This window comes from Exiguobacterium sp. s50, from assembly GCF_018618175.1.
In the GTDB taxonomy this organism is placed as follows: domain Bacteria; phylum Bacillota; class Bacilli; order Exiguobacteriales; family Exiguobacteriaceae; genus Exiguobacterium; species Exiguobacterium chiriqhucha.
Genome location: NZ_JACSLP010000002.1, coordinates 14,712 through 35,597, shown reverse-complemented (window position 1 = coordinate 35,597; position 20,886 = coordinate 14,712). Strand labels below are relative to the sequence as shown.

25 protein-coding genes and 1 riboswitch are annotated in these 20,886 nt (G+C 53.4%); of the genes, 7 read left to right on the top strand and 18 right to left on the bottom strand.

Going from position 1 to position 20,886, the window contains the following annotated elements; translation table 11 throughout:
• Positions 1-19: 19 nt before the first annotated feature.
• The 8 genes from KNP68_RS02505 to KNP68_RS02470 all read right to left on the bottom strand — a co-directional run bounded on the left by KNP68_RS02505 (position 20) and on the right by KNP68_RS02470 (position 6,442).
• Complete coding sequence (locus KNP68_RS02505; protein ID WP_029594468.1) at positions 20-649, bottom strand: NADPH-dependent FMN reductase; 630 nt, start codon at positions 647-649, stop codon at positions 20-22.
• The gene (locus KNP68_RS02500) at positions 646-1,638 is read right to left on the bottom strand and encodes a ring-cleaving dioxygenase (RefSeq protein ID WP_131472159.1); all 993 of its coding nucleotides are present in this window, start codon (positions 1,636-1,638) and stop codon (positions 646-648) included. Before KNP68_RS02500 ends, KNP68_RS02505 begins: the two co-directional genes overlap by 4 nt.
• Before the next feature lie 35 nt (positions 1,639-1,673).
• Entirely contained in the window at positions 1,674-2,108 is a 435-nt protein-coding gene (locus KNP68_RS02495) for a MarR family winged helix-turn-helix transcriptional regulator (protein ID WP_131472157.1), read from the bottom strand.
• A gap of 131 nt (positions 2,109-2,239) precedes the next feature.
• The gene (locus KNP68_RS02490) at positions 2,240-2,674 is read right to left on the bottom strand and encodes a GNAT family N-acetyltransferase (protein ID WP_131472155.1); all 435 of its coding nucleotides are present in this window, start codon (positions 2,672-2,674) and stop codon (positions 2,240-2,242) included.
• 10 nt (positions 2,675-2,684) lie between these two features.
• Positions 2,685-3,812, bottom strand: coding sequence for a tetratricopeptide repeat protein (locus KNP68_RS02485; protein ID WP_131472153.1), 1,128 nt, complete (start codon positions 3,810-3,812; stop codon positions 2,685-2,687).
• A gap of 49 nt (positions 3,813-3,861) precedes the next feature.
• Positions 3,862-4,401, bottom strand: a complete 540-nt coding sequence (locus KNP68_RS02480; RefSeq protein WP_214798556.1) for a ribonuclease FAU-1 family protein — start codon at positions 4,399-4,401, stop codon at positions 3,862-3,864.
• 64 nt (positions 4,402-4,465) lie between these two features.
• Positions 4,466-5,518 carry a DUF58 domain-containing protein gene (locus KNP68_RS02475; RefSeq protein WP_214755964.1) on the bottom strand — a complete coding sequence of 351 codons (1,053 nt, stop codon included), beginning with the start codon at positions 5,516-5,518 and terminating at the stop codon, positions 4,466-4,468.
• A gap of 3 nt (positions 5,519-5,521) precedes the next feature.
• Positions 5,522-6,442, bottom strand: a complete 921-nt coding sequence (locus KNP68_RS02470) for an AAA family ATPase (RefSeq protein WP_021065876.1) — start codon at positions 6,440-6,442, stop codon at positions 5,522-5,524.
• A 98-nt stretch (positions 6,443-6,540) separates the two neighbouring features.
• Between KNP68_RS02470 and KNP68_RS02465 the strand changes: the two genes are divergently transcribed.
• Entirely contained in the window at positions 6,541-7,233 is a 693-nt protein-coding gene (locus KNP68_RS02465; RefSeq protein WP_214755963.1) for a hypothetical protein, read from the top strand.
• A 92-nt stretch (positions 7,234-7,325) separates the two neighbouring features.
• Positions 7,326-8,072, top strand: coding sequence for a hypothetical protein (locus KNP68_RS02460; protein ID WP_214755962.1), 747 nt, complete (start codon positions 7,326-7,328; stop codon positions 8,070-8,072).
• Between the two features lies 1 nt (position 8,073).
• Here the strand turns inward: KNP68_RS02460 and KNP68_RS02455 are convergent, their stop codons facing one another.
• On the bottom strand, positions 8,074-9,042 hold the full coding sequence (locus KNP68_RS02455; RefSeq protein WP_214798552.1) for an aminoglycoside phosphotransferase family protein: 969 nt from the start codon (positions 9,040-9,042) through the stop codon (positions 8,074-8,076).
• Positions 9,043-9,084: 42 nt separating this feature from the next.
• Between KNP68_RS02455 and KNP68_RS02450 the strand changes: the two genes are divergently transcribed.
• The 3 genes from KNP68_RS02450 (at position 9,085) to KNP68_RS02440 (ending at position 10,411) form a co-directional block, all read left to right on the top strand.
• Positions 9,085-9,405, top strand: coding sequence for a hypothetical protein (locus KNP68_RS02450; protein WP_214798549.1), 321 nt, complete (start codon positions 9,085-9,087; stop codon positions 9,403-9,405).
• A gap of 24 nt (positions 9,406-9,429) precedes the next feature.
• Positions 9,430-9,528: riboswitch (TPP riboswitch) on the top strand.
• Between the two features lie 64 nt (positions 9,529-9,592).
• Positions 9,593-10,081 carry an energy coupling factor transporter S component ThiW gene (gene thiW, locus KNP68_RS02445; protein WP_131472137.1) on the top strand — a complete coding sequence of 163 codons (489 nt, stop codon included), beginning with the start codon at positions 9,593-9,595 and terminating at the stop codon, positions 10,079-10,081.
• A 63-nt stretch (positions 10,082-10,144) separates the two neighbouring features.
• Positions 10,145-10,411: a hypothetical protein gene (locus tag KNP68_RS02440; RefSeq protein WP_131472135.1), complete on the top strand. Its 267-nt coding sequence runs from the start codon at positions 10,145-10,147 to the stop codon at positions 10,409-10,411.
• On the opposite strand, the gene KNP68_RS02435 is transcribed toward KNP68_RS02440, so the two are convergent.
• The gene (locus KNP68_RS02435; protein WP_021065869.1) at positions 10,406-10,885 is read right to left on the bottom strand and encodes a GNAT family N-acetyltransferase; all 480 of its coding nucleotides are present in this window, start codon (positions 10,883-10,885) and stop codon (positions 10,406-10,408) included. The genes KNP68_RS02440 and KNP68_RS02435 overlap by 6 nt on opposite strands.
• The gene (locus KNP68_RS02430; protein ID WP_165569440.1) at positions 10,867-11,367 is read right to left on the bottom strand and encodes a YcxB family protein; all 501 of its coding nucleotides are present in this window, start codon (positions 11,365-11,367) and stop codon (positions 10,867-10,869) included. Before KNP68_RS02430 ends, KNP68_RS02435 begins: the two co-directional genes overlap by 19 nt.
• A 93-nt stretch (positions 11,368-11,460) precedes the next feature.
• On the opposite strand from KNP68_RS02430, the gene KNP68_RS02425 reads away from it, so the two are divergent.
• Together KNP68_RS02425 and KNP68_RS02420 are read left to right on the top strand one after the other, a co-directional pair.
• The gene (locus KNP68_RS02425) at positions 11,461-11,859 is read left to right on the top strand and encodes a VOC family protein (RefSeq protein ID WP_214755960.1); all 399 of its coding nucleotides are present in this window, start codon (positions 11,461-11,463) and stop codon (positions 11,857-11,859) included.
• Between the two features lie 113 nt (positions 11,860-11,972).
• Positions 11,973-13,802 (top strand): LTA synthase family protein, encoded by a 1,830-nt coding sequence (locus KNP68_RS02420; protein WP_214755959.1) that lies wholly within the window; start codon positions 11,973-11,975, stop codon positions 13,800-13,802.
• 19 nt (positions 13,803-13,821) lie between these two features.
• Here KNP68_RS02420 and KNP68_RS02415 read toward each other — a convergent pair whose 3' ends face one another.
• The 7 genes from KNP68_RS02415 to KNP68_RS02385 form a co-directional block, all read right to left on the bottom strand.
• Entirely contained in the window at positions 13,822-14,706 is an 885-nt protein-coding gene (locus KNP68_RS02415) for a VOC family protein (protein ID WP_029594450.1), read from the bottom strand.
• Positions 14,707-14,720: 14 nt separating this feature from the next.
• A complete protein-coding gene (locus KNP68_RS02410; RefSeq protein ID WP_029594448.1) occupies positions 14,721-15,005 on the bottom strand; it encodes a putative quinol monooxygenase in 285 nt (94 codons plus the stop codon).
• A 102-nt stretch (positions 15,006-15,107) separates the two neighbouring features.
• Entirely contained in the window at positions 15,108-16,565 is a 1,458-nt protein-coding gene (locus tag KNP68_RS02405) for a methyl-accepting chemotaxis protein (protein WP_034779733.1), read from the bottom strand.
• 147 nt (positions 16,566-16,712) lie between these two features.
• Positions 16,713-19,373, bottom strand: coding sequence for an MMPL family transporter (locus KNP68_RS02400; protein WP_029594446.1), 2,661 nt, complete (start codon positions 19,371-19,373; stop codon positions 16,713-16,715).
• A 3-nt stretch (positions 19,374-19,376) separates the two neighbouring features.
• On the bottom strand, positions 19,377-19,820 hold the full coding sequence (locus KNP68_RS02395; protein WP_214755958.1) for a MarR family winged helix-turn-helix transcriptional regulator: 444 nt from the start codon (positions 19,818-19,820) through the stop codon (positions 19,377-19,379).
• Between the two features lie 85 nt (positions 19,821-19,905).
• Positions 19,906-20,409 (bottom strand): GNAT family N-acetyltransferase, encoded by a 504-nt coding sequence (locus tag KNP68_RS02390; RefSeq protein WP_214755957.1) that lies wholly within the window; start codon positions 20,407-20,409, stop codon positions 19,906-19,908.
• Positions 20,397-20,870, bottom strand: a complete 474-nt coding sequence (locus KNP68_RS02385) for a YfbM family protein (RefSeq protein WP_214755956.1) — start codon at positions 20,868-20,870, stop codon at positions 20,397-20,399. The genes KNP68_RS02390 and KNP68_RS02385 overlap by 13 nt, the downstream gene beginning before the upstream one ends.
• Positions 20,871-20,886: the final 16 nt, after the last annotated feature.

The window sequence follows — 20,886 nt, the reverse complement described above, 5'->3', positions numbered from 1 at the left end:
GAAAAGGCTGGTCGAGTCATCAGTTATTCGCAGCTTCTGCCGCTTTCGAACGGACCGTCTGCATCGCTTCTGTCCATGGGACGAGCTGATCGAGCATGTCGTTGACCGATTGGACTTGAACGTCTTTCGGTGCGAAATGTGTCCCATTCTCGAAGTCTGTGAAGAGCGAGAGCGCTGGGTGGACACGGACGTGAGCGATCAAGAGCTCGCTCAAGACACCACGCAAGTGTTCTGTCGCACGTGCGCCGCCGACCGAACCATATGAGACGATACCGGCTGCTTTGTTATGCCATTCGTTGCGTAAGTAGTCGAGGGCGTTTTTGAGCGCACCTGTGATCGAGTGGTTGTATTCTTGGACGATGAAGACGAAGCCGTCCATCTCCGCGATTTTCTCAGACCATGCCGCGGCACCTGTTGCGTCGCCGCCTGGCTCGCCGAGAAGCGGGAGGCTGTAGTCTGCGATATCGATGATTTCATAGTTAGCGTCACCGCGTTTGTTCGCGATTTCTTTCACCCATTCTCCGACTTGCGGGCTGACGCGTCCTTCACGAGTAGATCCGAGTACGATTCCAATTTTCAACATGTTAGTTCCCCCTTGTGAGTTGGTTGGTTCTTCTTGTTTACCGAACAAACGATTTAAAAAGCTCATTTCATGCCCTCATATTCTTTCTCAAACGTTTTTGTACTTCTGACCGTATCAATCGGTCGAACCATCGCTTCAATCTGTTCCCGCTTCGGTTCTAAGAACGGCGGGAGTGACAATTTCTCACCGACCGTCTCATACGGTTCATCGCCCATGAACCCTGGTCCGTCCGTTGCCCATTCGAACAGGATTTGCGGCGCGACCCGTGCGTAAGACGATTCGAAGAAGAAGCGGTCGACATAGCCTGATGTCGGTAACCCGAACTGTTGCAATCGTGCCGTCCATTCATCGAGGACACTGCGGTCATCGACACGGAAAGCGACGTGATGCACGGTTCCGAACCCTTGGCGCGCGACTGGTGACGTCTCGTCATGAATGACGACGACTTGCGCCCCGTTTCCACCCTCACCTCCTTCAAAGAGATGCGCATCGCCTTCTTGTCCGATTTCTTCGAACAACATGACTTGCTCCATCACTTGTTTGAAATACGTAAAATCCGCGATGCGGATAAAGATTGGACCGAGACCCGTGATGGCGTACTCGAGCGGCACCGGGCCGTTTTGCCACGGCTCGCCTGACGCGACACCGACGTTGAACTCATCTGAGATGAGCTGGTACGCCTGCTCGTCGAAGTCGACGAACGCGAGCGTCTTCTTGCCGAACTGCTCGGTGATGCCTTCATGCTTCACGCCGAGGCGGTCGAAGCGACGTTCCCAATACGTGAGTGCCTCGTCGGTCGGGACGCGGAACGACGTCTTGGCGATTTCATTCGTCCCATGCACGCCTTTTGGGATGCCAGGGAAATCGAAGAACGTCATATCTGTTCCAGCGCTGCCTTTGTCATCGGCGAAAAATAAGTGGTACGTCTGAATGTCGTCTTGGTTGACCGTCTTTTTGACGAGGCGCATTCCGAGGACGTTCGTAAAGAAGTCATAATTCTTCTCGGCGCTGCTCGTAATCGCCGTCACGTGGTGAATTCCTTTTACATGGTTCATTCGAATCGCTCCTTAAAATCTTGATTTCGAGATAATCAGTTAAAATTTTTTGACGCTTCGGCGCGTTTGCCGACTGTCTTCAATTGAGTAATTGTATTTGCTAAATCGAGGCCGTCGAACAGCTCGTCCATTCGTTGTTCATGGGCCGGAAAGATGCGCGACATGAGTGTGCGCCCTTCTTCAGTAAGCGCCACATACGTGACGCGCCGATCGCTCGGACAGGCTTTGCGAATCAAGTAGCCTTTCGCTTCGAGCCGATCGACGATGTACGTCATGCTCCCGCTCGTCAATAATACCTTTTTGCCGATCGTTTGAATCGGTTGATCGCCTTTATGATACAGCAGTTCGAGCACCGAGAACTCGGTCGGGTTCAGCCCGTACTCGGCAACCTCTTGCTTGACCACGTCTTGAATCGACTGTGAGGCCCGAAGTAACACCGTAATCGCTTTTAACGTTTGTCGTTCTTCCATGTGTTCCCCTCCTCTACTGAGAGAAAACAATACTTTAAATTTAATTATCTTTAATTCGAGATAAATATAACACGAGAAAATAGACTGGTCAATCAATTTGTCTCAAAAAAAAGACGAGTTGCCTCGTCTTGTCACGCACGGCGAATGACCGCCATCTCCCGGCCGAAGCGATTGCCTTCATCGACAAAGCCCAAGCTTTCGTATAATCGATGCGCGCCCGTATTGTCAGGATGGTAACCGACGACGATCGGTTCGGTGCCGAGCTGTTCTACTTCTTCCAGCATGAGTTCGGTCGCTTTGCGTCCAATCCCTTTTCGTTGGTGCGCATGGTCGACCATAATGCGATACACCCAGCGCGCGTCCAACTCTTCGAGTACCGTATTGTACATGAGAAACCCGACCATCGTCTCGTCCTCGTAAATCGCATACGCCCGCAGCGTCGGTTCATACATCGCTTGCAGCAGCGAAATCGCATTCGGTTCCATATACGCTTGTTGCTCGTCACTCAGAGTGAGCTGACAGCACGTATACCAGTTTTGTTCTGTAATCGGTTGAAGTGTGATCATCCGGTTCTCCTTAATCGTATGTCTCGTCCAAGTTACGCGCATAAAACACGATGGCGCGACGATACCGTTTAATGCTGTCATCCGGCTCCGGGCTTGCGAGCAGTTCGAGCAACGTACCGGTCGCTTCAGTGTGGCGCCCGAGATTATAATGGGTCATCGCTTGAAATACTTTGAGCGCCCCGATGTCTGGGAACTGTTCAATCGCCTTGGCGAACAACGCCTCAGCGTCCTCGTAGCGGCCGAGCGCCCGGTACGTGCTACCGAGTCCGATATACGTCTCACGGAGCTCTTCGCCGGCAAGCCCGAGCCGAATCGCCCGTTCATAATGTGGGACGGCTTGACGCTCTTCGCCGAGCGAGTCATAACACGAAGCACAATGGGCATGGAGGCGCGGATTTTTCTCGTCTTGCCGGAGCAACATCAGGAACAGCTGCTTCGCCCGTTCGAGCTCTCCGTTCTCACGGAGACGAATCGCTTCGTCGAGCCCCTTCTCTTCTGGGGTTTGAACTTCCAAGTCACTCAAGTCATCAAGCCACGCTTGCAACAATTCGTAATAGCGCCCAACATGGACGCCATCGACGAGGGCATGGTGGGCTTGGACCGAGAGCGGCATCGTCATCCGGTCACCGGTCTCCGTGAATTTGCCCCAGGCGATGCGCGGCACCGTATCATGCTGTTGGTCGTGTGTCGGGTGGCTGATGCTCGTGAACGTGACCCAAGGCACGCTCGTGATGTAAAGCAGACTGTCCGGCTCATCGTCGCCGACAACGACTTCCCGTTTCGCCCCGCTCATCCGGGCCGTCACTTCTTCCATAAAGTCCGGGAACGCGTCTTTATAGGTCGCCGTGCAAAAGTTGAAGACGTCATCGTCCATCATGACGGTGAACGATGGATGTACGACGTCGTGCTCGATGACCTCGTCGCCGCGAATGCGGTAGCGAAGCTCCGGGATGGCGTTCGCCGTCTTGACAGCACCGTACAAGAACAGTTTAAAGAACGACTGGCCGGTCCGTTTGGCGTGCGTATGTAACTTCGTCACATCAACGCTCGCCGTCACATTGAAATGTGGAGCGTCAAACGCCTTGAAGAATTCGTAGTGCTTCTTGCGCGACCACGTCTCGGTATTGATGATTTTCATGATTCGTCCCCCTGTTTTTTCTTTCACTGTACCAAAGGGAACAGGTCGTTCAAAGTTTTTGCTTTAACTCGGTGTAATGCTCGTTCGCCAAGTCGAAATAGACGAAGTCCCGACGTTCAATCCGGTCGAGCGTCGCATGGAAGTCACGCCAGCCCTGCTCGACGAGCTCCGGCGTCAGTTCTCCGGCCACCGTCGCTTCCTCGAACTCGTCCTCGTCTTTGCGGACGACGTCCCCGTTCGGGAAGATGAGGATGTCGAGCAACAAGTCGTCCATATACGGGATTCCGTCCTCGTATCCGATCGCTTCGACGATATCGATGTACCATTGAACGATGTGTCCTTCATCATTAAACATGACGGTCACACCGAACTGCTCGTCGTCCGGGAAATATTGGAGCCAGGCGTAGCCAGCGTCGGCGACGATGAACTCTTCTCCCTTGTGCATCTTATATTGAGGTGCGCGGACCGCATCGATTTGAAACAAGGCGACGGTCCCGGAGAAACGGTCATCATGTACCTCCATTTGCGCGTAGCGATGTTGCAAAATCCGTTCCCAGTCTCGACGATTGGCAAATTTCCGTTTTGGCATATGTCTCTCTCCTTTTGACCCAATTCATACGTAAAGAGTTCGCCAAAATCCGACATTTCCCTGTTCAATCGTACAGATTGTGTTGATTGAACGAGACGAGGTGGCTTTGCTTCAATCGTTTTCGCTCGACCATCCGCGTAAAGGCGTCTGTCGAGATGAAGCGATTGCCTGGGTGAATCGTCGCTAACTGTAGCAAGATGAAGCGTATGCCGCGCTCGCCTTCCTGAAGCGGGACATGGAGCATCGTCCCATCCTCATTGAATCGATTTAAAAACAACTCGATTTTGCAGTCCTCTTTTAACAGGCGCGATGTGACGAAGGCGGTTTGGCTGATGAGCGATTCAAAGTCGTGATGGAGCGTATAACCGGACGGACCGGTCAAATCCAAGGCGAACGTGAACGTATCGAGCGTCGTCTGTTGAAACACTTTCGACTGCAGTCGTCCGAGTTTTGCGGTCGCATACCAATCGATCTCCTTCACCGGTTCCCCTTCATACGGTTTCGACCCGATCAGTTGCAACGGATTTCGAAGCGGTGACGCCAAAAGTGGCCGGTCCCCGAGCGCTAGCCGCTTCGTCCCGACCGGTGGATGTAACAGGAGCGATGGAAGCACGGTCCACTCTGTATCGACCGGTCGTTCATACAAATACGTCCCAAGGCGAAACGGGAGCGTGACGGCGATGACGCATTCCTCGAACATGGCTGGACCGCGATACTCGGCGCGCACGACCAATTCGTGCCGGGCTCGACCGACATCGACCTCATAGTCGAGCACGTTCGGAAGGCGCTCATGCGCCGGAAAGCTGATCCCTGAGCTCGACTTCAAACGAACCCGTAGTGGTAGTCCGAGCCGATTCAACTCGTCCACCCCATCAACCACCAACACGAGCCGACTCTCATCTCCGACAAACAGCAATTCTTCGTATTGTGTGAACCGGAGATCGATGTGCCGCTCAAGTTGTTGCCGCGTCCGCTCGAGCATCCAAATCGCACTCGCTATAATGAAACATAGATAGCCCAACCCATAGACGTACGGGAAGAACACGAGTATGGCTCCGCTCACGAGATATATAGGGAGGAGCCGGCGCTGCAACGAGGCGTGCGTGGACAGGATCATCCGTCAGCCCTCGACCGGCACGGGCACCGTGTCCAGAATGTGCGCGACGACGTTCGCTTTGGTCGACTTGATGCCGCCTTCGAGCGTCAAGCTGATGCGATGGGCGAGCACGTACGGCGCCACGGCTTTGACGTCTTCCGGGATGACATATAGCCGGCCGGCCAAATAGGCATAGCTTTGACACGCGCGGAGCAACGCGATCGCGCCGCGCGGGCTGACCCCGACCTCGACAGACGCGTGCGCCCGGGTCGCATGGACGAGACCGAGCATATAATCGAGGACATCGTCTTGAATCGCGACTTGTCTCGTCTCGGCTTGTGCTTCTTGCAGCGAGGCGAGTGACGTCACGGCTTCGATGTGTTTGCGGGTCTCGGTCAACACTTGCAACAACAGTTCCCGCTCTTCGGCGGCGTCCGGATAGCCGACCGGAATCGAGATGAGGAACCGGTCAAGTTGCGCGTCTGGGAGCGGGAACGTCCCGGCCGATTCAATCGGGTTCTGCGTGGCGATGACAAAGAACGGTTTCGGCATCGGATACGTCTTCCCACCAATTGAGACTTGTCGTTCCTCCATCGCTTCGAGCAGCGCCGACTGGGTGCGCGGGACGGCCCGGTTGATTTCATCAATCAGGACGACGTTCGCGAAAATCGGACCTTGCCGATGGTCAAAGCCTTGCGTCTTCATATTGAAGTAGTCGGTCCCGATGACGTCGGACGGGAGCAAATCGGCCGTAAATTGGATGCGCGAGAATGACCCGTCCAAACTGCCGGCGATCGCTTTGGCGAGCAACGTCTTCCCCGTTCCAGGTACGTCCTCGAGCAAGATGTGCCCTTCGGCGAGAAGCGCCGTGCAGCAGAGCCGGACGACTTCACCTTTCCCCAAATACACTTCATTCAACTGTTTGATGACCGCTTCGATTCCCATTTCGTTCCCCTCCGTTGGTAGATGTCTTATTCGAAGTTTACCTGTTTATGGTAATATAGACAATAAATAGTCTGAACATTCCGATAAGGAGGGAAAAGATGAAGTGGTCATCTCGATTTATAGGGTTCCTTGTTGTGACAGCTTGTCTCGTAGTGATGTTCGTCTTTATCAGCAAGGAGACGTTCAGTTGGTTCCAAACAATCAATACACCTGCTCCAATCAGTGTGATCGAAATGGGCAAGCCAGAAGAGGCACCACCGCCAAAAGGTGGTATTGATTTGGGTTCTACCGATGAGAAGGGAAACGATGGAGAACGGCAAGTGAAGGAAGACATGCTCAAATTCAAATTTGGTAGCGGGAATGGTGATGCCCCAGGCGGACTCGGCACATTGTTCGCCTTCCTTGCCGCCATCGGGTTGACCGTCTATGGCGTGCGTAGATGGCTGCGTCGTCGACGGGGGAAAGGATTCACGTTTTCTAGTAGACAGAATGCCTTGGCGCCACTGTCTCTCAACGCGGACACATCGATTGAGGCACGGACGTTCCCGATGCTCACGAATATCGAACTGAGGGATTGGCTGATCACGTTCAACGCGTCGCTCGCCCCTGAGTTAAAACTTCGGACGAATGAGACGGTCGTCGACTGGTTCGAGCGCATCGAGCTGACAGATATCGATGCCTCGCTCTATCATCTGATTCGCTATGGTCCCGCATCCGATCATGACATCCCGTTCGAGCAGCAACAACGCTTTCACGAGGCACTCGACCGCTACTTGAAGCGGCAACCCTGAGCGAGAAAGTACCCGGGTTCTCAATGACTGGCAAACATGCTACGCTCATTGATAACAGGAAAAAAATGTAACTTTCTTAGGAGGTTTGATTGATGAAACGCCTAGGCCTACTCGGATTCAGTGTGTTTTTATTGACCGGGTGCACCGATTCCGTTGAGCAACCCATCGTCCCAGCCGATACAAATGAGCCGTCGTCCGAAGACATCACCGCTTGGACGCGAGAAGATTTTAAGGACGTCTTCGACCAATACGAAAAAGTAGCGCCGCTCTTGACGGCACTCGAGAACGATGGTCTCAAACCGTTCCGCGAGACGTTCGAGCACGTCGTCATCGCCGGCGACGGCATCCAGCATACATACGCCGATATTCATCCGTTCAAACTCGATGACGGCACGTACGCCACCGTCTATGAGAGCGAGAACGGGGACATCGCTAACGGTCCCGAGTCGGTCGCCCCGCTGTTTTGGCAAGAAGCATCGTTCCTTCAATTCGTCGAAGAGATTGAAAAACGGAAATATGGGACGAGTGCCCCACCGACGGACGTCGTTTTGACCGAAGACGAGTTTCAGGCGCTCTATAACCGTCACGCTTATACGTCCGCACTCATCGTCGAGCTCGACGAATGGGGCGTGCAAGTCGCGCGTGACCCGCTCGAGAACGTCATCATCGCTGGGAACGGGGTCAAGGAAGTGAAGGCCGATTTGATCGTCTTTGAGGTCGAGGGTGGCTATGCCATCGTCTATGACCGGGACGGTGAGATCTTCAAAGGGCCGGAGTCGATTGCTCCGCTGTTTTGGAGCGAGACGGATTATGAAAACCTACTCGAGAAACATGAATGACTTATGGGACACGTCGTTTCAAGTCCCGGTACTCGAGTAGCAAATTGAGCCATTGCGCCGGCTTATCGCTCGACTCAGCTACATCGTACCGGTACCTCGTCACATACACATGCCACGACAAGGCACGATAGACGCAACCGAGCTCTTCGGCGATCAATAGATGACGCCAAAGTACGTCCTTGGGTGCGACGCCGCTCCACGCTTCCAAGTAAACCGTACGCATCGTTTGAATCTGTTCATACCAGGCGACCTCGTCTTCTTCCGGCAATAAGTCGTACAGCGCGTTCCAAAACACGCGCACGCTGAAAAACGGATGCGTGACGGTCGCGTCGCCCCAGTCGAGGATACACAAATCATTCGTCCGTTCCCGCCAGAAGATGTTGCCGCCGTGTAAATCACCGTGCTCGAGACTCATCGGCATCCCAATCGCCAGCTCATCGCACATCGCGATCAATTCATCTTGAAGCGCGAGCATAGCCTCGGCTTTGTATTGCTCGAGCCCGGCGCAGAGCTCAGGTAAATACGTGCGAATTTCGCCCTTCAACTTGGCCGGTCGACGGTCCGGGATGCCGTAAGACAAGCAGGTCTCGATCTGGTCGACCTCCTGTCGCTGCAGCTGTGCGTATTGACGCAACGCCGCTTCGTATCGACTCACGTCCGGTCGTTCACGTAGCGCCTCTCCGCCGATGTCTCGCATGAGCAACCAGTTCCGGGCTGAATCGATGGCGATGACGTCAGGCACGAAATCAGGATGCCGCTCGGCCAGAAACGCCGACAATCCGGCCTCGCCGCGGCTGATATCGGTCACCGCTTTGGCGTAGTAACGTTCCTCATCGAGCGCGCCAACAAGCAAGTACGTCAAATCGGTATCTTTGATCACGTGCCACCTCGCATTCGGCACGTTTGCCTCAATCCATCGTTCGAACCGTTCACGAAACGATCGGTCACGCCATGGGATTGCCTGTCTCATCCTGTTCACCCTTTCTTTCATCATCTCCTAGGAGGAAACGATATGGACGTTGTATATTACTCATACCCGGTCGATGCCATCTTGTATATGTACTTAGGGGCGACGGCCGTCGTCAGTCTCATCATCGGGCTGCTCGTTTGGCGTCTGTTCAAGCGCCGAGCTGTCGGCTTTTGGACAACGCTCGTTCTCAGCTTTGTCGGGCTGTCGCTCTCGCTCGTCTGGTTTCAAAACGCGTCCGTCGCCGTGTTCATGGGGACACTCCCGTGGTTGATTAATCTCGTCTTTTCCCTTTTGCTGTACGGCCTATTCGTCGGCATCGCCTATGTCACGTTCCGACCGCGAAAGCTCGACCGCGTCAAATGACGGTATGCTATACTCATGTTAATAAACGACCACTAGGGGAGCCTTCGGGCTGAGACGGCATGCGCCGGACCCTTCGAACCTGATCTGGCTCATACCAGCGTAGGGAAGTGGTGTGGGATTCGTCTGTTTTTCCACGCCACTTTTCCACTTGGAGAAGTGGCGTTTTCATTTTGAAAGGAGACTATCTATGCGTATTCAACAACTCACTTGGATGGCGATGCTCGTCGCCATCGCCGTCATCGGTTCCCTGTTCATCTCGATTCCGACCGGTGTCGCCCGTGCCTATCCGATTCAACATATGGTGAACGTCATCGCCGCCGTCACCGTCGGACCGATCGGGGCCGTTCTCGTCGCGTTCGTGACCGGACTCGTCCGTGTCATGACCGGTACTGGGTCGCTCCTCGCGTTCCCTGGTGGCATGATTGGCGCACTGCTCGCAGGTATCTTTTATATGAGGACGAACCGCGTAGCCTTCGCCGCATTTGGTGAAGTCATCGGGACCGGCCTCATCGCTTCGCTCGTCGCCGTCCCGTATGCCAAGTTATTGATGGGGACCGAGTTCGGGGCGCTGTTCTTCTTTCCAGCCTTCCTTGCCTCGAGCGTGACTGGGTCCGTGCTCGGCTGGATTGTCTTGGCTCGGGTCAAACAATTGCGACCGCTCACGGCGAAGCGATAAGTACTTCCCTCCCACTGATAGTAAATGGTAAAATCAGGATATCAGATATTAGGAGGTCATTTTTTGAATCGATTGACGCTATTACTGGTTGCCACCGCTTGCTTGTTCATGTCCGGTCTCTTGTACACGCTTGAACGCATCGCCACGTTCACCCGCTGGAATGCTCAAATTGCGACGGGCACGTTCTCCAGCGAGCCGATGTTCGTCGATGTGCTGCTCCAAAACGTGTTCATCTCGATTTTCGGAGTGGCTGCGATCGTTCTCTTTTTCAAAGCGGGCAGTGCTGTTCAAGGCTCAACGACGACGAAAACAGGGACGGCCGACTTATGACGGCTGTCCCTGTTTGACGTGATACACCCAAATCTCTTCCCCGTTCGCCTCATCAATCAGGCCACTGTCGACAAATCCCCCCTTCGCATAGAACCGTTTCGCCGGTTCGTTCATCGGATGCAGACTGAGGATGAGGTCATCGACATCGAAGCGTTCTTTCATCCACTGAATCGTAAGTTGTAAACATGTTGAACCGATGCCTTTCCCTTGCTCTGTCACATCGATCATAAATCGATCGAGCCAGATGTAACGCTCCACCTTGTTCTCGGCCCCAATCATCATGAAGCCGACGGGATGCTCATCGCGACAAAGCGCATAGCACTGCCACGCATATTTGACATCGGTTTCCATCTCGCGAAGCGATTCGGCGTTTGTTTCGATAAAGCGAGCTTGGTCAGAAGCGACGGTCAAGGCGACAACAGCCTCCCGGTTTGTGTCATCGACAAGTTGAATCGTCAGCGTATCGGCAGCCATCGGCGCACCTCTTCCATGTCCAGTCCGCGCTTCGGCAAGATATAGGCGCTGACCGAGGAGTTGTATAGATACACATAATCGTCCTCCTCGACGACTTCCTTGATTCCTGCCCATGACACACGCGTCTCGCCGAACTCATTTAAATCGCGCAGACCAGTCTCCTCCAAATCCATCGTGTGGGGACCAATCATGCCTTCGTTGCTGCGTTCGTCGATGAGACGCCGCGTCTGCTTCCGGACATGCCGTTCAAAGTATTTCGGATAATACAGGAACCAAAGAATACTCGCGACCCCGTATATGCCATATAGCCACCAGTCCGTCTCTTGGAGCCACGTCGCCAGCACGAAAGCAGCGCCTAAAAAGATAAGTGGTCCGATGATTCGCTGTAAGAGGATCATCCGCTTTCCTGTTTTCGAACGTTTAATATGGCTCAAGTTGAACCGGATATAGTCGTCTTCTGTCAATTCGTATTGGATTTTCATCATCATTCCCTCCTTGGTGTCCTATACGTCTCACGTGAAGAAAAGTTCCGTTCAGAACGTTGATTGGATAAACTAAAAGAAAGGAGTGACATCATGAAACAAATCCACCATCTCTGCATCCAAACGCCCGACTATGAGGCATCCAAACGATTTTATGAGGCGCTCGGCTTCGAGCTCGTTCAGGAGTCGCCCGACTTTCATACGCGCGCGTTCAATAGCTGGCTTAAACTCGGTGATTTTTATATCGAGCTCCAAACGGCGAAAGTCGATGAGACGTTGTCACCGTATTCGAAGCATGTGGCCGGCCCGGTCCACTTCGCGCTTTATGTCGATGACCTCGAAGCGGAAGTGAGACGGCTAGAATCACTTGGCGTGACGTTCCTACCAAAGCGCGGCGGGAACATCTACTTCGTCGTCGATGGATATTTAAGTAAACTAAAAGCCCCGGAAGGCACGATTATCGAGCTCCGGGACACGTTTGTCATCAAGTGAGGCGCTGCCTCGCTTTTTTTATTGCTAAAATCGCACACCCTCATGTTTTTCGCCGTCTTCGAACAGGTACATGACAGAGAACACACTTTGTCCGTAACGTTTGGAGGCCTTTCATGAAATATCTCGATTATTGGAGTTACTTATCGCTCTCCCTCGCCAAGCTGTTCCTATTCAGTCTGTTGACGGCGAGCGCGTTCGACCTGCGCTTTTTGTTCATCAATCTAGCGACCATCTTGATGATGACGAGTTGGGCGCTACTCATAAAACAACAGACGCGCCGCTGGATTTTGTTCGCGTCGCTGTTTCTGCACAGCACGCTCCTCATCTCGGACGTCTGGTACTACCGCTATTTCGGTAACTTGCTGTCGGCCGCCCTACTGTCTGATATCGGCCAGATGGGAGACGTCGGGGGCGGCTTTCTGACACTGATTCAAGCGCCCGACTTCATCTTGTTCACGGACTTGCTCGTCTACGCGGCTGTCCTCCTCTATATGAAGCGACACCCCATCACGGAACCGAAACGTCTCGGTCGCCGTTTGGCGGTCGCCGGTTTTCTTATCGGCTTCATCGTCTTTACCGTCCCGACCGTCGTTCATTACGCCGAAACAGATCACCGGAAAAGCTCGATTTCGAATATGCGCGAGTATTATCAGCTCGGCTTTTGGGGCTATCACGGCCTCGATGCATTCCGCGGCATTCAGGACGCCCTTCATCTCGATGACGACCTGACAGAACGGGAGCGCAACCAAATCGAAGCGTTAGCGACCGAACCAGTTGAGACCACAGCCGATACGAACGTCATCGTCGTCCAACTCGAGTCGTTCCAAGCGTCCGTAATCGGCCAGACGGTTAACGGGCAAGAACTGACGCCGAATCTGAATGCGCTCCTCGACAAGATGCTGTATTTCCCGAATTTTTATCATCAGACGCACGAGGGACGGACGTCTGATGCGGAATTCACCGTCAACGCCTCGCTATACCCTGTCAAATCGGGGTCGGTATACACGCAGTATGCGACGAACACGTTTGACGCCTTGCCTGAGCAGTTACGACGAGCCGGCTATGATACGGCCGCGATGCATGCGTTCGACAAGGAGTTTTGGAATCGTGCCAACTTCTATGAGCAGATTGGCTACAATCACTTCTTCCACCAAGACGATTATCCGGCCGATCCGGTCATCGGTATGGCCGTCGGCGACAAGGAGTTCCTGACGACATCGGTCGACCACTTGGACACGTTGGACGAGCCGTTCTATTCCTTCATGGTCGCGTTGACGAGCCATACGCCGTATGAGATTCCGGACGAGGAGAAACGGTTGGATTTATCGGAATACGAGGACCCGCTCCTCCAAGACTATTATCATACCGTCCACTACACCGATGCCGCCGTCGGTCTCATGATTGAACGACTGAAAGCCAACGGAACGTGGGACGACGCCTTGGTCGTCTTTTATGGCGACCACGACAGCGGATTGACCGCTGCCGGTGACGAGATGGCCGTGAAAGCAGGTGCCGACTCCACGGTCGACCTGTTCCAGCTTGACCGTTCCGTCCCGTTATTCATCAAACCGGCCGGACTCGAACGAGGTCAGACGGTGAATGCGAGCGGCGGTCAAGTCGATTTGGCCCCGACCATCCTCGATTTGCTCGGGATGACACCGACGTACATGCTTGGAAGTTCGCTCCTCGACGACGAGCCCAATTTGACCGTGTTCCGGAACGGCTCGTTCCGCTACGACGACCTCTATTTTGTCCCGGATTTGACAGAGCCGGTCGGTGGCGGCATGTGTTATTCGGTCGAAACCGGTGATGACTTACCGCTTCAAGCATGTGAACCATACATTGACGAGGCCGCCGAACAGCTTCGCTTATCCGATACAATGATTGAGAAGGACGCCCTGTCCGACTTCACACCAAACGACAAACAAGCCGCCCCGAAGTAATCGGGACGGCTTGTTTTGGTCAGTAGACGTTTCGTAAAGCGGCGACATCGATTTTCTTCATCGGTAAGAACGCTTGCGTCACGCGCGCCAATTGTTCCTTTGTTCCGGTCGTCAGCATCTCTTCCATCTCCCAAGGCACGATTTGCCAGGAGACACCATACCGGTCTTGGAGCCAGCCGCACTGTTCCGCTTCCGGGACGGCCGACAGCTTGGCCCAGTACTCGTCAATCTCGGCTTGCGACTCACAAAATGCGATCAGCGACTGCATCTCATTGAAGGCGAATTGATGATTCTCCGCGCTGTCCATGGCGACGAACTCGCGTCCGGACAAGACGAAGCGGGCGTAATTGAGCTTCCCTTCCAACTCTGGACCGTCTGTCGCTTCGTAACGAATCATATGGTCTTCGAGCACATAAGAATCCGGGAAGATGGAGATCCAGTCGTTCATCGCCGCCTCGGCCCGACCGAACACGTCTCCGACGAACAAGAAGCACGGGGTCACCGTCTGGATGTCCATCCCGCCGCTATGCATGATTTGCCAGGAGACACCGTACTTGTCTTTCAACCAGCCGTAGCGCTCACTGAAATCATACGTGTCGAGCGGCATGAGCACCTCTGCCCCCTCCACAAGCTCGTTCCACAGCGTCTCCACTTCTTCCGACGTCGGGAACGCAACCATGTATGAGATGGACGGGTTGCGCTCCTTCAGCGGACCAGCACCGAGCAGTTGAAAGAACTGTCCCGCCAGCGAGACGGTCACAATCGTCGTCTCACCTGATGGCGTATCCGTCAGTTTCGTCGTATAGTCGACGAATGAATCAGGAAATCTCGACACGTACCACTCCGCAATCGCCTCGACGTCGCCTTCGAACCAAATGCACGGGATAATCGGTTGAGTAATCATAATCCTTTCTCCTTTCAGACTTCACGCAGACGGTACACGTCACGGACGGCGAGTAGCGTCTCAGCTGCCTTTCGGTATGCTTGGTAATGTGGTGAGTTGATGTGATGGTCAAGCGCCATCTCGTCTTCGTACTTTTCATAGAACACGAACGTGCCCGGGGCATCGATTGACTCATGGAGCACATACGTCAGGCACCCCTTCTCTTGTCGCGACGGAGGAATGACCTCATCGAGCGCTTGCCGTAACTCGTCCTCTTTCCCCGGATGTGCCTTCAAAATAGCGGTGATTGTAATTGCCATATGCGATTCCTCCTCATTTTAGGACTGACGCAAAACTGTTCCCGTTTTGGAAGAGATGTATACGCAAATGGACACGCCTATTTGTAAAGGCGTGTCCATCGTTTAGACGAGTTCGTTCGCAATCTCGTTCAGTTCTTCAATTTGATCTTTCAACGAAGCTAACGCTTCTTGCTGTGACATCGTCAGCACATGAACGTCTTGACTGTTCACTTCGAGCGCTGTCATTAGTGCCGACATTTGGGAAGTCACTTGGTGAACTTTGTTCAGTTCTGATGCGACGACTTGGAGCTGTGTCGACGTCTCATCCACGGTGCTTGCGACCGTTCCTGTCGTTTGGATCATGGAGAGAATCGATGTCCCGCTCTTACGGACTTGTTCTTCCTGCGTCGATAAACGTTCTGTACTACCGTCGATTGCACGTTCCGTCACTTGCACCTCCTGCATGACGAGTTGGATAATATCATTGATTTGAGATGAGGCTTGGGCCGTTTGAGCCGATAGATTCCGAATTTCGGACGCGACGACTGCAAATCCTTTTCCGTGTTCCCCCGCTCGCGCTGCTTCAATTGAAGCGTTGAGCGACAGCAGGTTTGTCTGAGACGAAATCTGCTGGATCGTACCCGTGATGGTCCGCACTTCTTGGAAACGCTCCGCCAATCCTTTAAACGCATGATTGACTTCACTGATACTTAAGTTCAGTTCAGCGAGCGACCGTTCTGTCGAGTCCATATTTTCATGCGATACATGAGCGTCCTGCAAGACCCCACTCACTTGAGACGTCGTCTCCTGGAGCTGTTGTTGCATCCGCTCAAACGCCTGTACAGTTGAACGAATTTGCGAAGCGACGTTTTGAATCAGACCTGCTTGTTCCGACGTCCGTTTCGTCATCAAACCGATTTGTTCTGTCACTTGCTCCGAAGCATTTGTGACAGAGTCGACTGAATCATTCATCGTGAAGACGGCCCCATGAAGTGTGGTCGCACTCGCTGTCGTCTTCGCCATCGTTAGCTCGATTTCGCTAGCGTGTTGTTCTGACTTTTCTTGTTGCGTGAACGTCTCATGTAACAACTTCGCACCAAAGAATGACACAAAGTATGCGCCAGACAAAGCCATTGTGAGCACAGTGAACCAAATGACGAGATCGAGCGGCGTTTCAAATGAAAAACGCCCAATCAATACAGCTCCGACCGATACGATAAGCGCGAGAATGCTGCCGTACAGCACAAGATGCCGATTCAAGTACATCAACATCAATACGATATACAGAAAGACGATATTTTGAATCGCAGTACCTGGCAGCGTCAAGATAATTGCTGAAGCTGCAATGTACATCAACGTGACGAGCCCATACTTCAACCAAGTATGTTCCACATAGAAGCGATGGCCCAGCCATGATGCGGCTTGAATGACACCGCCTATCAGAATAAAATTGACTGCGCCTTGCCCCGCGAGCTCCCCCATCCAATACAAAACACCCATGATCGGATAAGAGAGGAAAAATAAAATAATCACCATGCGCGATACAAACAACGAACTCATTTTTTCAAAATGATTCACCATAATTATTGCCTACTTTCAATAGAATAAAGATCTATATTATATTTCGGCGTATTTTTATTAATCTCAAGTCCGTCTTTCTCCATTTCGCTGACATTGACTCAACAAATAAAAACAGCACAACAATTGTTGTGCTGTCCATCGCAAAATTTAGTCTCTATCTTTACTTTTTTGTTTGAACGGCCACCATACCCCGTCCCCGAACGATACCGTGATTGCTGGGATGAGCAGTGGCAACACAATCAATCCGTATAACAACAGTCCGGTGATGACGATCGTCGCAATCTGGACGAGACTGAGCACGCCAGACGGGATCATCGCCCCGAACGTACCGGCAAGAATGACGGCCGCGGTCATGATGACCGTCCCCATCTTCGTCATCGAATGGACGAGCGCGTCGCGCACCGTCATTCCGTTAATCGACTCCTCGCGGAACCGGTCGAGCAGGAAAATCGAATAGTCGATGCCAAGCGCGATCAACATGACGAATCCGAAGAACGGAACGGCCCAACTGATGCCGTCATAGCCGAGTCCTTCGACGAAGATGAGCTCCGTGATGGCTGCTGACGTGTAATACGTCAATAAGAGCGAGCCGATCATATAGAGCGGCATGATCATCGACCGGAACAACACCGTCAAAACGATGAACAGCGTCACGAGCATGATGGCGACGGTCCGATTGAAGTCGTTCGTCGACGTCTCATTCAAGTCGCTGTTAATGCTCGAGATACCGGCATACCCAATCGTTGCCTCCGCGAACGGCGTATCGGTGACGACCCGGTCCATCGTCGCTTTCACGGTCTCGACCGTGTCAATCGCTTCCGGCGAATATGGGTCCATCTCGAGGATGACTTCGAGCTGTGTCGCCGTCCCGTCGTCAAATACGTAGCGCTCGACAGCTGGAGCGAACTCCTCTGACGTGAGCGTCCCTTCCGGTAGATAGACGCCCGTATCGCGCAGGCTGTCCGAGCTACTCAGGTCTGATAGGAATGCTGCCACTTCATTGATGCCTGTCTCGATTTGAACGAGCCCTGCGTTCGCTTCACCGACACCAGCAGCGAGTTGTCCGAGACCCGTTCCGAGTTCCCCGGCTTGGGCGCCTTGTGCTGTCAATGCCGTAGCTGCCTCGTTAATGCCTGCCTCGATTTGACCGAGACCGGCCGACACTTGCCCGAGCTGCGTTACGGTCGCAGGAATATTTTGCGTCGCCGTGAGTCCTTGGCCAATCAGACCGAGCTGAGCGTTCAATTGACCGAGTCCCGCTGCCGCTTCCGCGAGCGGGGCACCGGCGTTCGTTGAACCGCCCGGCAATTGATTGACGACGGCGTCAAGACCAGCTTCCACTTGCGTGAGTCCATCCTGGACGTCACCGAGGCCAGTCTCGGCTTCCGTCAATCCTGCACTCACTTGTTCGAGCTGGGTGTCCACGTAAAAGTCATCGATGACGTCACCGGTCGGACGCGTCACCGAACGGACGCCGCTCACCCCATCGATTTTTTCAAGTTCACTCGAGAACTTCTCGATATACGGAATCTCCGCTTCGGAGAGGTCGCCGTCTTGTTTCAAAATGACTTGGACTGGCAGCGACTCCCCTTGCCCGAATCCTTCTGAAATCAAGTTGAGGCCGCGTACGGAATCATAATCGTCACCGATCTCATCGACCGTATTGAATGACCGGGCATCGTCATACGTGAACAACACCGGTACGGTAATCAACGCGACGACGAGAATCGAGACGAACGGCCGATTGACCGAGATGCGGCTGAATCCGGCCCAGAGGCGGCTGTCGTGATGTTCGCCCGCCTTTTTCGAGGGCCAGAACAAACGATGCTTGAGCGTCGCCATAAAGAACGGCACGACCGTGAACAAGATTAACAGTAAGACAGCAATCCCGACCGCGACGGCGACGGCTGATTTGAAGATTGGGAAATCGGCGAAACCGATAGCCGCAAAGCCGACGAACACGGCGAGACCGCTGATGAGGACTGTCCGCCCTGCCGTTTTGTACGTGTTGACGATGGCATCTTCAATCGCGTGACCCGCGCCGAGCTCTTCTTTATACCGGCTGAGCAGCAAAATACAATAGTCGGTTCCAATCCCGAACAAGATGGCCACGAGGAAAATCTGCGTATAGTTCGAGACCGGGAAACCAAACCAATCAACAAAGAATGCGACGAACGATTGGCTCAATAAATACGTGAATCCGACCGCAATGAGCGGGATGAACGGTGTCACGATTGAGCGGAACACGAGTAGGAGCAGTCCGAAAATGAGGACGACCGTGATGATTTCCGTCTTCTTCAAGCCTTCCTGCGCACTCAAGTTCACATCGTTGTTGATGATTTCTTCACCTGTGATGTAGACCGTCTCGTCTTCCGGGAGAATGTTCGCCCGCACGTCGTCTGCGAAGGCGTTGATGTCTTCCATCGACCCTTCGACCGTGATTGGGACGAGCACGATGCGGCCGTCCTCCGAGACGAGCTGTGCTTCCGTCTCTTCACTTTCAAACGGGTCGAGTACGTCTTTGACGACCGTGTCGTTTTGTTCCATCTCGTCGATGACCCGGGAAATATCGGCCCGTTCGGCATCACCGAGCGTTTCGAACTCATAGACGAGTGAAATTGTCTTGTCGCTCTTCCCGGCGGCGTTCAAGATGTCCTGCGCCCGCTGCGAGTCCATATCCTCTGATAATTGGAAGCTGCCGGCTTGTTCGGCCTGCTTCGTCAAGTTCGGGGCCGCCACAAACAAGGCGGCTGTCAAGACGATGAGACCGATTAAGATGCCCCAGCGCCATTGGATGATTTTATGCACGTGTTATTCCTCCCCAATTCGAAGCAGCTGTTTAATTTTCCGGAACGTCCGGACGAACTGTTCGATTTCTGTCTCTTCGATATTTCCGTCGAGCAACGATTCGACATAACGGTAGACGGCCGCATCCGCTTCTTCGACGATGCGATGTCCGGCTTCCGTCAACTCAATCAACCGCTCGCGCTGGTCATGCCCGCGTCGACTGACGACGAGCTCTTTGTCGACGAGCTTTTTTAACCGGTTGGAGACGGCGCTCTTATGAACTCGTTGTTTTTGGGCCAACTGGCCGGCTTGAATCGGACCGAACTGTTCGAGCAGCTTGAGCAGCTGCAGCTGTTCAAGCGAATAGTCATGCCAGACGTCACCGTCCATCGCCTCGATGACATGCTCCGCACCTTGGAACATGACCTCTTCGAACAACTGGACGGCCTCCCGCATCAATTCTTTCATTTTGGTTTACCCCCTAAACTAGATAAAGATAGTTTATGCCCTAAACTAAGAACGGTCAACTAAAACGACCGATGAAGTCGCTCCTTCATCGGTCGAGTGGATATACATACGTATAAAACGTCAGCGTTTGTCCTTCCCATTCCATCTGTCGTGCCTCGCCATCATGGATAAAACCGGCACCCCTTAATACATGTTGGGACGCCACATTGTCGCTTGTCGTCTCGGCTCTCAATCGATTGAATCCAGGCAACTTGAACGTCAACAATTGTCGCAGGGCCGCCGTGGCATACCCGCGTCCCCCATGCCCCGCTCCGACCCGGTAACCGACCTCGCCAGTGTCGGCATCGGTATGATGAACGTTCAGACGCCCGACGATTGTGTCGTCGCGCCAAATCAAGTAATAGTACCCGTCCCCGTTCGTCTGCTCGCTCAATAGTTGCTGCAACGCCTGATGGAATGATTCCGGCTCATAGTAGGTGTCGCCTCGGCTCGGAACCGAACGCTCGAAATACGTGCGATTCTCGCACTCGAACTCATACAGCAACGCCTCATCTTGAAGACGTAACGCCTTTACGCTTACCCGATCCATGTGACGAGCGCCTCCCGCTGTCTCGACGCCTGGGCGAAGACACGTTTCAACTCATCGAACTGGTCCAATAAGTACTGTTTTTCCTCGAGTCCCCACTCCCGTTCAAATGGGTACAGTTCCTGCTCATTCATCGTCGTGACATCGTAACGCGCTTCTAGCGCCTCCAGCTCGATGTATTGAAGTCGGGTCGACAAGTCCTCGACTTCTCCCGGCATCAAATAGGCGATGCCCGTCTCTTCGTCGATGACATCCCCTCCGAAGACTGCCTTCCCGAGCGAATGACGGTCGATCTCGTTCAAATCGGTCGCCCCGGTCAATAAAAAGTAAAGACCGTGCCACGCCTTATCGATATCGGTCTGTCGTTCCTCATCTTCTAACAGTTGCTCGAAACGCTCCGGCTCTTGAAGCAGTGCTGTCAACTCTTCGACCGATACCCGCATGTATGCGCCAACCATCCCCATGTCTGATTCCCCTCTC

Bases quoted from the DNA above. Each gene is read 5' to 3' on its own strand.
- KNP68_RS02390 (WP_214755957.1), bottom strand. From the start codon at position 20,409: ATGGATCGGGTAAGCGTAAAGGCGTTACGTCTTCAAGATGAGGCGTTG.
- KNP68_RS02405 (WP_034779733.1), bottom strand. From the start codon at position 16,565: ATGGTGAATCATTTTGAAAAAATGAGTTCGTTGTTTGTATCGCGCATG.
- KNP68_RS02470 (WP_021065876.1), bottom strand. From the start codon at position 6,442: ATGGGAATCGAAGCGGTCATCAAACAGTTGAATGAAGTGTATTTGGGG.
- KNP68_RS02475 (WP_214755964.1), bottom strand. From the start codon at position 5,518: ATGATCCTGTCCACGCACGCCTCGTTGCAGCGCCGGCTCCTCCCTATA.
- KNP68_RS02455 (WP_214798552.1), bottom strand. From the start codon at position 9,042: ATGAGACAGGCAATCCCATGGCGTGACCGATCGTTTCGTGAACGGTTC.
- thiW (WP_131472137.1), top strand. From the start codon at position 9,593: ATGCGTATTCAACAACTCACTTGGATGGCGATGCTCGTCGCCATCGCC.
- KNP68_RS02500 (WP_131472159.1), bottom strand. From the start codon at position 1,638: ATGAACCATGTAAAAGGAATTCACCACGTGACGGCGATTACGAGCAGC.
- KNP68_RS02430 (WP_165569440.1), bottom strand. From the start codon at position 11,367: ATGAAAATCCAATACGAATTGACAGAAGACGACTATATCCGGTTCAAC.
- KNP68_RS02410 (WP_029594448.1), bottom strand. From the start codon at position 15,005: ATGGCAATTACAATCACCGCTATTTTGAAGGCACATCCGGGGAAAGAG.
- KNP68_RS02420 (WP_214755959.1), top strand. From the start codon at position 11,973: ATGAAATATCTCGATTATTGGAGTTACTTATCGCTCTCCCTCGCCAAG.
- KNP68_RS02460 (WP_214755962.1), top strand. From the start codon at position 7,326: ATGAAACGCCTAGGCCTACTCGGATTCAGTGTGTTTTTATTGACCGGG.
- KNP68_RS02495 (WP_131472157.1), bottom strand. From the start codon at position 2,108: ATGGAAGAACGACAAACGTTAAAAGCGATTACGGTGTTACTTCGGGCC.
- KNP68_RS02435 (WP_021065869.1), bottom strand. From the start codon at position 10,885: ATGGCTGCCGATACGCTGACGATTCAACTTGTCGATGACACAAACCGG.
- KNP68_RS02385 (WP_214755956.1), bottom strand. From the start codon at position 20,870: ATGGGGATGGTTGGCGCATACATGCGGGTATCGGTCGAAGAGTTGACA.
- KNP68_RS02465 (WP_214755963.1), top strand. From the start codon at position 6,541: ATGAAGTGGTCATCTCGATTTATAGGGTTCCTTGTTGTGACAGCTTGT.
- KNP68_RS02505 (WP_029594468.1), bottom strand. From the start codon at position 649: ATGAGCTTTTTAAATCGTTTGTTCGGTAAACAAGAAGAACCAACCAAC.
- KNP68_RS02480 (WP_214798556.1), bottom strand. From the start codon at position 4,401: ATGCCAAAACGGAAATTTGCCAATCGTCGAGACTGGGAACGGATTTTG.
- KNP68_RS02485 (WP_131472153.1), bottom strand. From the start codon at position 3,812: ATGAAAATCATCAATACCGAGACGTGGTCGCGCAAGAAGCACTACGAA.
- KNP68_RS02425 (WP_214755960.1), top strand. From the start codon at position 11,461: ATGAAACAAATCCACCATCTCTGCATCCAAACGCCCGACTATGAGGCA.
- KNP68_RS02490 (WP_131472155.1), bottom strand. From the start codon at position 2,674: ATGATCACACTTCAACCGATTACAGAACAAAACTGGTATACGTGCTGT.
- KNP68_RS02415 (WP_029594450.1), bottom strand. From the start codon at position 14,706: ATGATTACTCAACCGATTATCCCGTGCATTTGGTTCGAAGGCGACGTC.
- KNP68_RS02450 (WP_214798549.1), top strand. From the start codon at position 9,085: ATGGACGTTGTATATTACTCATACCCGGTCGATGCCATCTTGTATATG.
- KNP68_RS02395 (WP_214755958.1), bottom strand. From the start codon at position 19,820: ATGAAAGAATTGATGCGGGAGGCCGTCCAGTTGTTCGAAGAGGTCATG.